Annotated in this window: 13 protein-coding genes; all 13 read left to right on the top strand. The window is 42.0% G+C overall.

Features of this window, described 5'->3' with window-relative positions:
* Nucleotides 1-497 (top strand): ABC transporter substrate-binding protein (locus AC1DSL_RS13940; RefSeq protein WP_477532629.1); only part of this gene is annotated, 497 nt, incomplete at its 5' end.
* 95 nt (nt 498-592) lie between these two features.
* The gene (locus AC1DSL_RS13935; protein ID WP_477532628.1) at nt 593-1,366 is read left to right on the top strand and encodes an ABC transporter ATP-binding protein; all 774 of its coding nucleotides are present in this window, start codon (nt 593-595) and stop codon (nt 1,364-1,366) included.
* A complete protein-coding gene (locus AC1DSL_RS13930) occupies nt 1,344-2,051 on the top strand; it encodes an ABC transporter ATP-binding protein (protein WP_016427196.1) in 708 nt (235 codons plus the stop codon). The genes AC1DSL_RS13935 and AC1DSL_RS13930 overlap by 23 nt, the downstream gene beginning before the upstream one ends.
* Before the next feature lie 12 nt (nt 2,052-2,063).
* Nucleotides 2,064-2,924 (top strand): branched-chain amino acid ABC transporter permease, encoded by an 861-nt coding sequence (locus AC1DSL_RS13925; RefSeq protein ID WP_477532627.1) that lies wholly within the window; start codon nt 2,064-2,066, stop codon nt 2,922-2,924.
* 4 nt (nt 2,925-2,928) lie between these two features.
* Entirely contained in the window at nt 2,929-3,930 is a 1,002-nt protein-coding gene (locus tag AC1DSL_RS13920; RefSeq protein WP_477532626.1) for a branched-chain amino acid ABC transporter permease, read from the top strand.
* A complete protein-coding gene (locus AC1DSL_RS13915) occupies nt 3,930-4,940 on the top strand; it encodes a 3-oxoacyl-ACP synthase (RefSeq protein ID WP_477532625.1) in 1,011 nt (336 codons plus the stop codon). Before AC1DSL_RS13920 ends, AC1DSL_RS13915 begins: the two co-directional genes overlap by 1 nt.
* A gap of 13 nt (nt 4,941-4,953) precedes the next feature.
* The gene (phaZ, locus tag AC1DSL_RS13910) at nt 4,954-5,838 is read left to right on the top strand and encodes an intracellular short-chain-length polyhydroxyalkanoate depolymerase (RefSeq protein ID WP_477532624.1); all 885 of its coding nucleotides are present in this window, start codon (nt 4,954-4,956) and stop codon (nt 5,836-5,838) included.
* Between the two features lie 11 nt (nt 5,839-5,849).
* Entirely contained in the window at nt 5,850-6,590 is a 741-nt protein-coding gene (gene fabG, locus AC1DSL_RS13905) for a 3-oxoacyl-ACP reductase FabG (RefSeq protein WP_477532623.1), read from the top strand.
* A gap of 16 nt (nt 6,591-6,606) precedes the next feature.
* The gene (locus AC1DSL_RS13900) at nt 6,607-8,091 is read left to right on the top strand and encodes a class I adenylate-forming enzyme family protein (RefSeq protein ID WP_477532622.1); all 1,485 of its coding nucleotides are present in this window, start codon (nt 6,607-6,609) and stop codon (nt 8,089-8,091) included.
* A gap of 48 nt (nt 8,092-8,139) precedes the next feature.
* Nucleotides 8,140-8,565 carry an acyl-CoA thioesterase gene (locus tag AC1DSL_RS13895; RefSeq protein ID WP_477532621.1) on the top strand — a complete coding sequence of 142 codons (426 nt, stop codon included), beginning with the start codon at nt 8,140-8,142 and terminating at the stop codon, nt 8,563-8,565.
* Entirely contained in the window at nt 8,565-8,864 is a 300-nt protein-coding gene (locus AC1DSL_RS13890; protein WP_477532620.1) for a hypothetical protein, read from the top strand. The genes AC1DSL_RS13895 and AC1DSL_RS13890 overlap by 1 nt, the downstream gene beginning before the upstream one ends.
* 207 nt (nt 8,865-9,071) lie before the next feature.
* Nucleotides 9,072-9,956 carry a type II toxin-antitoxin system SpoIISA family toxin gene (locus AC1DSL_RS13885; RefSeq protein WP_477532619.1) on the top strand — a complete coding sequence of 295 codons (885 nt, stop codon included), beginning with the start codon at nt 9,072-9,074 and terminating at the stop codon, nt 9,954-9,956.
* 82 nt (nt 9,957-10,038) lie between these two features.
* On the top strand, nt 10,039-10,239 hold the full coding sequence (locus AC1DSL_RS13880; RefSeq protein WP_342543700.1) for a hypothetical protein: 201 nt from the start codon (nt 10,039-10,041) through the stop codon (nt 10,237-10,239).
* Nucleotides 10,240-10,314 lie beyond the last annotated feature (75 nt).

Raw genomic sequence — 10,314 nt, 5'->3', positions numbered from 1 at the left:
GAGCAAACTCACCTTGGAATCAAATTGCCGATTTAAAACTTCAGGAAAAAGGCATCAAAATTTCAACGGGTGCACCTGATATCCCAGCGTTGTCCATTATGGAGCCATTGGTAGGCATGGAAGGGTTCTCTGTTTACTATCACACATTACCAAAAAATGATGTGAATGATTGGTTAGTAGAGAAACATAAAGAACGCTTTAACGGGGAAGTTCCTGACCTATTCACCCCAGGTGGTATGTCAGCGGCGATTGCAATAGTCGAAGCGTTGAAAAAATCAGAAGGCAATGTGGATAGTAAAGAGCTAATCGACCTTATGGAAGGTATGTCGTTCGAAACGCCTAAAGGCAAGATGACGTTCCGTGATGAAGATCACCAGGCGTTACAAGCATTGTACTCTATCAAACTTGAAAAACAAGATGGCGTACCGTATCCAGTGCCGGTGTTAATTCGTGAATTGTCACCAGAGGAAACGGAACCACCAATTCAAAACAAATAACACGTGGAGACGGCCTGTTTTAACAGGTCTGTCTCTCTCCACGTTCAGGATTCATTCCTGCATGTGGAGAGAGACAGAAGAAAGGATGAACATCGATGACAACGATTTTAAGAACCGAAAACTTGACCATCCGTTTTGGTGGACATACAGCCGTGGATCACGTCAATTTTGAAATGCCTGAAAAACATTTCAAATCCATCATCGGACCGAATGGAGCGGGAAAAACCACTTTTTTCAATTTGATTAGTGGTGAATTAAAGCCAACCGAAGGGAAAGTATATTTCAAAAATGAAGACATGTCCCGATTTTCTTCTGTTGACCGCACACGAAAAGGGTTAGGTCGATCTTTTCAAATCACGAATGTATTTCCCAACCTGACTGTTCTCGAAAACGTACGCCTGGCGGTGCAATCAAAAGAAAAAATTCGCTATCAAATGTTACGCCATATCAAGGCGTACCCTTCTCTTATTGAAAAAGCAGAACAATTGCTCGAAGTCGTCTTGCTGTTGAACAAGAAACAAGCGATAGCCAGTCAATTGTCCCATGGTGAAAAACGCAAACTAGAAATTGCAATGCTGCTAGCTTTGGATACCGAAGTATTATTGTTGGACGAACCGACTGCAGGCATGTCACTCGAAGAAGTACCAGCCATTCTAGAAGTCATCAAACGGATAAAGCAACAGGAGAATAAAACAATCTTGCTGATTGAACACAAAATGGATATGATTCTGGATTTATCGGATTCCATTATGGTGCTGTTCAATGGCTCGCTTCTGGCAGACGGCACACCAGAAGAAATTATGCAAAATGAAACAGTGCAAAATGCTTATTTAGGAGGCTCCTACAATGAACACCATGCTCAAAGTTGATGGGGTCCACACCCATATCGGGCAATATCATATTTTACAAGGCATTTCGTTTGAAGCAAAAGAAGGAGAAGTCAGCGTATTGCTAGGTCGTAATGGGGCTGGAAAAACGACGACGTTGAAAACCATTCTTGGACTGACTCCCGCTTCAAAAGGACAAATCACGTTCAAAGGTCAGGATATCACCAAAAAACCGACACATGGGATCGCGAATACAGGCATTGGCTATGTACCAGAAGATCAGGGGATATTTGGCGCATTGACTGTTGAAGAAAACATGAAAGTGGCCATGCGTAAAGATGATGAAGCCACTTTGGCCAAACAGGACTATGTCTTAAACCTCTTTCCGGATTTGAAAAAATTCTGGAAAAAAGACGGAGGTCATTTGTCAGGTGGTCAAAAGCAAATGCTTGCGATGGCTAGAGCTTTTGTTGGAAACAGTCAGTTGCTACTGATTGACGAACCATCTAAAGGTCTTGCTCCCATTGTCATTGAAAAAGTGATGGAAGCCATTATTGATATGAAAAAACATACAACGATTGTCTTGGTCGAACAGAACTTTATGATGGCAAGTCGAATCGGTGATACATATACACTCCTCGATGACGGGAAAACGGTCCAGACAGGTCTAATGCAGGAATTAATCCAAGACGAGCAAGTGAAACGAAAATATTTAGGAATCGGATAAGGAGGATCAGTCATGGAACTACTCTTGAATTTAACCATCAATGGGCTAGCCACTGGCATGTTAATTTTCCTTCTTGCTGCCGGCTTGACCTTGACTTTCGGTTTGATGGACGTACTTAACTTTGCACATGGAGGGTTATTTGCCTGGGGAGCCTACTCGTCCGTTTGGTTTTATGCGTTGACAGACAGTTTTGGCCTGGCGATTCTCGGAGCAATCGGGACGGGAATCATTCTCGGATTCATTACGGAAAAATTGATCATCACACCTGTCTATGGCAATCATATTCAACAAATCTTAATAACGTTAGGATTCATGCTTGTTTTAACTGAGCTTTTGAAAGTCGTGTTCGGTCCTAATCAGCTTCCAGCAAAAACTCCGCCCTACTTAGTGGGAAGCTGGGAAATTGGGGATGTCATCATTATTAAATACCGAGTTTTCATCATTGTGGTTGGTTTCCTGATTTTCGGGATTTTCCAATACATCTTAAAGAAAACAAAAATCGGCTTGATCGTTCGCGCAGGTGTCATGAACAAAGAAATGGTGCAGACACTGGGAATCAACATCAAAAATGTATTTCTGTATGTCTTTATCGCCGGAGCTGCATTAGCAGCACTCGGAGGGGCACTGATGGCTCCGTATTCAGGAGTGATTTATGCAGAGATGGGCATGGAATTTGCCATCTTAGGTTTCATTGTCGTGGTTATCGGAGGGATGGGCAGTTTTCCAGGATCACTGCTTGCAGCAATTTTAGTAGGCTTAGCTGGAAGCTTTATGGCGTATTACGTGCCATCACTTTCGTTAGCCGTCAACATGATGCTGATGGCCGTCGTATTAATATTCCGTCCGCAAGGATTATTCAAGGCAAAGGGGTGAAGACATGACAAGTAAATTTCAGTGGAACAATATTTTTCTATCCATTATCGCGATTGTGTTGTTCATCTTCCCTTTTGTAACGGATTCCAGGACTTGGACAATATTATTGACGCAAATTTTCATCTTTTCAATTTTGGCCATGAGTTATGACATTTTACTTGGCTATACAGGCATCGTCTCATTCGGACACGCAATGTTCTTTGGAATGGGTGCCTATACCACCGCTGTCATGCTGGACCGGATGGAACCGACCATCGGTGTCTTCATATTATCAATCGCAACCGGCATGTTCCTCGCAGGTGTCGTCAGCTTTATTGTCGGTTTGATGACACTGCGTCTGAAAAGTCATTTCTTTGCCATGCTGACACTTGCTGTATCTGGATTATTTCTCGTACTAGCAGAAAAATGGCGCAGTCTGACATCAGGAAATGATGGTTTCACGTTCCGCGCACCGGAATTCTTCAAAGATCGTATGGTTTTCTATCTCGTTACACTCGTGTGCCTTGTTGTGGTGTATTTGTTATTAAGAAGATTTGTGCAATCTCCGATGGGTCAAGTGCTGGTAGCGGTACGCGAAAACGAGCAGGAAACAAAATCACTCGGATTCAAAACCCTACACTATAAAGTGATTGCCTCCGTAGTAGCTGGCATTGTGGCAAGTTTGGCTGGTTCTTTATATGCGGTAAGTTTACGATTCGTGAATACAAGTGTATTGACGATGGATATCACGCTGGACGCGTTGCTCATGACCATTATCGGAGGCGTCGGGACATTGATCGGTCCAATTATTGGAGCTGGTGTAATCGAATTATCTCAACATTATTTATCCGGAATGGCTAAGGACTATCCGATTTTTGAACGATGGATCATTTTCTTCGGAATTGTCTATATCCTAGCGGTAATATTCTTCCCTTTAGGTATTGTGGGAACCGTCCGACAAGCAATTCACAAACGAAAAAACCCCGCAGTACTTGAAAAGTCGTCGTCCGGCACGGAGGGATTGTAATGCAAATTGGTATCGTCAGCACAGGTCTTTACATACCTACTCATTCCATGACAGCAGAAGAAATCTCTTTAGCCTCAGGGGTACCTTTACAGGTAGTCAAAGATAAGATGGGCATTACGAAAAAACCGATTCCAGGTCCTGACGATCATACGGTTCAGATGGGTATCTGGGCAGCAAAGGATGCTTTAGACAGAGGTCATGTCGATCCTAAATCAATTGACTGCGTGATCTATATAGGCGAAGAGCATAAGGAATACCCACTATGGACCGCAGCCATTAAAACACAGGAAGAAATCGGCGCATTTCATGCATGGGGGTTTGATATCGCACTGCGTTGCGGCACAACCATACTGGCACTTAAATTGGCTCAAAGTTTGATGCTTGCAGACGATTCTATCGACACAGTCCTGCTTGCAGGTGGATACCGAAATGGGGATTTCATCGATTATACAAACGAGCGGACCCGCTTCATGTTCAATCTCGGAGCGGGAGGTGGCGCGATGATTTTGAAAAAGAATCATGGCCACAATATTTTGCTTGAATCGGATATCATGACCGATGGATCCTTTTCGGAAGATGTCGTGGTACCAGTCGGAGGGACGAAAATGCCACTGACGAATGAAGTGTTGTCGTCGGGCTCTTATCGACTCGATGTCACCGATCCAGAAGGAATGAAAAAACGTCTGGAACAAAAATCAATGCAAAACTTTTTGAAGGTCATCCGACACTCTTTGTCGAAGAGCGGATATACAGAACAAGATATTTCTTACGTTGCCATGCTCCACATGAAAAAATCAGCACATGACTACGTGCTCAATGAACTGGGGTTAACGGAAGACCAGTCCATTTACTTGCATGAATACGGTCATATTGGCCAAATGGATCAAATCATTTCTTTGCAGCTCGCACAACAACAAGGAAAGCTTCAAAAAGGAGATATTGTCGTATTGGTTAGTGCTGGTATCGGCTATGCGTGGGGAGCAACAACAATCAAATGGGGTTCTGAATAGGGGGAGATTTAATATGGCAATGCAAAAAATTTTACTCGACAATGGCGAAACGATTTCATACCGTGAACGTTACGGTGGAGAGCAAGTTGTCGTCCTCGTTCATGGAAATATGACTTCTTCTCTGCACTGGGATGTGTTGATTGATGCTCTGGATCCAAAATATAAACTGTATGCGCTGGACCTGAGAGGCTTCGGGGAATCAAGTTACCATACTCGTGTTCAAGGAATAGCTGATTTTGCCGCTGACTTGAGAGGTTTCGTGGATGCACTCGGACTTGAAACATTTCATTTAGTCGGCTGGTCCACAGGGGGGGCAATCTGTATGCAATTTGTCGCTGACAACCCAAGATACTGTGAGAAACTCGTCCTGCTTGCTTCCGCTTCAACCCGTGGGTATCCATTCTCCGGGACAAAGGCAGATGGAACACCCGATTTGCAAACTCGTCTTCAATCTATCGAAGAAGTGGAAAATGATGCAGGAAAAACAAAAGCCGTACAAGGATTATATGATACGCAAAACCGTGAAGGACTAAAAGGACTCTGGAATGCACTGATTTATACACATAAACAGCCTGACGAGAAAAAATACGATGAATATGTATCGGATATGCTGACGCAACGCAATTTGGCGGACGTTTACCATTCATTAAACACGTTCAATATCAGCAATGTTCATAACGGGCTAAGTCAAGGCACAAATCAATCCAAGGATGTCACCATTCCAGTACTAATTTTAAGAGGCGATCGTGACTATGTTGTATCTGAAGAGATGACACAGGAAATCGTGGAAGACCTTGGGGAAAACGCCACTTATATTCCATTAACTAATACAGGGCATTCACCGCTCATCGATGATTTGCCGCAACTGACACAACGAATCGAAGAATTTTTAGGTTAGGAGGCTACTATATGCGTTTAGATAAGCAAGTTGCGATTATCACTGGTGGGGCAAATGGAATCGGCTACGCATCAGTCGAGCGCTTCGCCCAAGAAGGAGCTCGTGTCATTCTAGCAGATTATGATGAATCTACCGGAGTGAAAGCAGCGGAAGAGTTAAAAGAGCAAGGCTATGATGTCACGTTCGTTCAAGTCGATGTGGCGGATCGCGACAGTGTCCAGCACATGGTCGCACAAGCGGTTGAAATTTACGGAGGCATTGATATTTTGGTGAATAATGCCGGCATCACCAGAGATGCGATGCTTGCGAAAATGGACATTGCTGACTTTCAGAGGGTTCTTGATGTCAATTTAACGGGCGTCTTTAACTGTACACAAAGCGTATTGCCACACTTAATCGAAAAAGGAAAAGGGAAAATTATTAATACTTCTTCAGTCAGTGGTGTATATGGGAATGTTGGACAGACCAATTATGCCGCTTCAAAAGCAGCAGTCGTAGGGATGACCAAATCGTGGGCAAAAGAATTGGGACGCAAAGGCATCAATGTCAATGCTGTGGCACCCGGATTCACCTTGACTGCAATGGTCGAGAAAATGCCTGATAAAATCATTGACCAAATGAGATCGATTGTTGGATTGCAACGATTGGCTGTACCGAAAGATATTGCTAATGCCTATTTATTTCTCGCATCGTCAGAATCGGATTATGTTCATGGGCATGTTCTGCATGTTGACGGTGGCATTATGATGTAAGAAAGGAAGGGTACGTATGTATAATGATCAATCCTGGTTTTTAAAACGAGCACTATTGGCACCCTCCCGTCTTGCCTGTGTTGATATCGATAGTGACCAGCAATGGACGTATGCTCAATTTGCGCGTCTCATTGAACAGTGGGTACAACGATTAACGGAAGAGAAGTTGCAACAAGGGGACCGTGTGGYGATACTTGCTGCCAATCACCCTGAGCTGCTGGCCATCTTATTTGCCTGTGGATTGAAAGGTTATATATATGTACCTTTGAATTTCAGATTAAGCCATCATGAACTCAACGATATTCTGGAAGATTGTGAACCATCAATCCTAATAACGGATGATTTATACGAAAACATAGCACTTTCATTTGATGGCAAGAAAGTCATGAATAGGGAAGTACCTTTCAATAATGAACCATGTGTATTCGAAATGCACTCTATCCAATCTTTTTCGGCAGATGAACCGTGGATGATGATTTATACAGGAGGTACGACAGGGAAACCAAAAGGAGTACTCCTGTCTTATCACAACGTCAACTGGAATGCGTTGAACACAATTGTTAGCTGGGGGTTGTCGGAACGAGATTGCACTGTCAACTATATGCCTTTGTTCCATACAGGGGGATTGAATGCTTTGTCTATCCCAATCCTGATGGCAGGGGGAACAGTGGTCATCGGTCATCGATTTGATGCAGAACAAGCATTGAACGAAATTCTGAAACGAAAAGCAACCATTTCCTTATTCGTACCAACGATGTATGAATTGATGACACAGTCAGAGACGTTCAAGAAACATGATTTTCCTGATGTCCGAGTGTTTTTATCAGGTGGCGCTCCGTGTCCGGTTACGGTATATGAACAATTTGAAAACAAAGGATTACCTTTTAGAGAAGGCTATGGTCTTTCAGAAGCGGGACCAAATAATTTTGTTATAGATGTCAAAGTGGCCAAAGTCAAAAGAGGATCAGTTGGCAAAAGCATGCAATTTGTAGATACTTTGATTGTCACGAAAGACCATCAACCCGCATTAATCGGGGAAGTCGGGGAGCTTTGGATTCGCGGGAGGCATGTTTTCAGGGGCTACTGGCGAAATGACAAAGAAACCGCAGCTACGATGCAAAACGAGTGGTTGAAAACAGGGGATCTGGCGAAAATTGATGCAGACGGTGATACGTATATTGTCGGACGAAAAAAAGACATGATCGTAACCGGTGGGGAGAACGTCTATCCTCAGGAAATCGAACATTGTCTACTCCTGCATCGTACAATCAGAGAAGCGGCTGTCATCGGACTCCCGGATGAGAAGTGGGGAGAAGTCGTTACCGCATTCATTTCATTGAGTGACCCTGCTCTATTTGAAGAAACTCAATTGACCGACCATTGCCGTCTATTTTTAGGAGGCTATAAAATCCCGAAAAAATTTGTGGTGTTACCAGAACTGCCGAAAACGCATGTCGGAAAAATTGATAAGAAACAACTATCAGCCTTGAAAGTCGTGTAACTGCTTTTTCTTGCTCAATTTTGTATAATGGTGCAAGAGGTGAGCAAGATGTTTGTCAGTGAAAAAGAAATTGAAATCCGTTATGCCGAAACAGACCAAATGGGTGTCGTTTACCATGCCAACTACTTGGTATGGATGGAAATCGGAAGAACCAGCCTGATTGAAGATTTAGGCTACACGTATGCCGGACTGGAAAGTGAAGGCTATTTATCACCAGTGATCGATTTGAGTATCCAATATAAAGCGTCGTTGAAATATGGTCAGAAAGCAACTGTTCGCACATGGGTTGAGTCTCATGGTAAACTTCGAACAACCTATGGTTACGAGATCTTACATGAGGATGGAACGGTAGCAGCAACAGCAAAGTCAGAACATGTTTTGGTGAAAAAAGAAACATTCCGACCTGTATCGCTTAAAAAAGTGAATGCAGAGTGGGACGCTACATATGCAGAAATCGCCAAGGTGAAGAGCTGATGGCTTTTGGATTGAAACGCGACGAGTTGACGGCATGGAAAGAAGCAGTCAGCAGAGGCGAGATCGCATTTTTGACGCATTACTGGCTGGATGACCGATTCCCGGGATGCAAGACGGTTACGAAAGTCGGTTGCGCAGACGTAGAACGATTGATTACGTGGGGAAAGCAATATGGCTTGAAGGCTGARTGGATCGACTACAAGGAAGCTTATCCACATTTTGATTTATTCGGACAGCATCAGGAAGCGATCTTACGTAAAGAAAATATGCTGAACCAATTGCAACGTTTTGCCAATTAGAAAACCCACTTTGAGTTGACGCTCAAAGTGGGTTTTGTCTTAGGTTTTACTTAATTGATAGTGGAAAGATGAGTATCGGAAGAGAACCAATATAATAGAAAACTTTCTCCTAACATTAATATTATTTAATTTGCAAATAGAAGGAATATTACATCACTTATGGAGTCTCTATACGTAAATTATGGTAAAATTAGGTGGGGGTGAATCATGTTAGAAAATCAACTGGAATCAAATAGATGGTACAAGAATCTCCTCAACAAAAAGGTTCTAGGACCAATAATTCTTATAATAGTTCTGTTTTTGGTAAAGCTGATATGGGGCGATTCAATTCTCTCCTTTACCCAAAAAAACAAGTGGTTCATTCTTATTGGCTTTGCGGCGGTAATTCTATACATAAGTTGGGCATTTGAAGGATTTTTTAAGAAGCATAAACAAAATTTGCGGAGAACATGGTATTTCCTTTTCATTATTGGGGTTGTGCTGTTGCTTAATCAGACTGGTTTTAATGTGCAAGAATGGCAACGATACACATTGTTAGCAGGGATGTTCATCTTTGTTGATTTAGCCTTGTTTTTAACTCCAACTATTAAGAAAATCGGCGGAGCTGAAATGGAACAAATCAATGATGTGGAAAGCATCAATGAGGAAATGCAGAAGGTTATTGTTCAAACACAAAATAGAAGTTTGCAATTCACAGATATATTGGACAGGATGCAAATATCTTCTTTTGAAACTCAAGAATGGCATGAAATTGAGAATTATCAGGAGAGTTTAGAAGATTTTTTATATTCCTATGGAGAAACTTGCAGACAAAATATCACGGTATTCAAGAAAAACAATGATAATTTCTTTAGGCAAGAAGTAGGTACAATTCTTGGAGTTAATATTACGGATGAACAAATGAATTCCATAAATGAGAAAGTAGTCGTTCATATAGACAAGCATACCGTCCTCATTCCATATCTCGAAAAAATATTTCCAGTAGTCATTTCTATTGAATCGGAAAAGGAACATGTTTTGGATATTGATATAGATCATATTATTAATCTTTCTATGATACATAGTTGGTTAAAAAAACCACTTGAAGAGTGAGTTTCTTAAGTGGTCAACATTATAGATAAAAAAGTATAAGTTTGATAGAATAAGGGTAAATGATAGTAAAGGAGTGGAGAAAATGGTAGAGCGTACAAGTACAACAGAAGGTATGGTAGTAACTGTAGCTAAAAGACGCAGAGGTAAGGTTAAGTCTCCTTTTTTACGAGAGAAGGCTACTCGAACAGCTCCACGAACTTCACCATCATTGTATACAAGGGATTTATTTAAGAGAAGCGATGAAGCTGTAGATCGTTTAAGAGATAGCCGTTCAATGAAGTGAAAGGGTAGCTTATGAATATTCTTAGTCTTTTTTGTTTAAACCTCTCATATCTTGACCATACAGACAGTATAATTG

The organism is Paenisporosarcina sp. P4_D4, from assembly GCF_056401835.1.
This window is presented reverse-complemented; position numbering and strand designations above follow the sequence as displayed.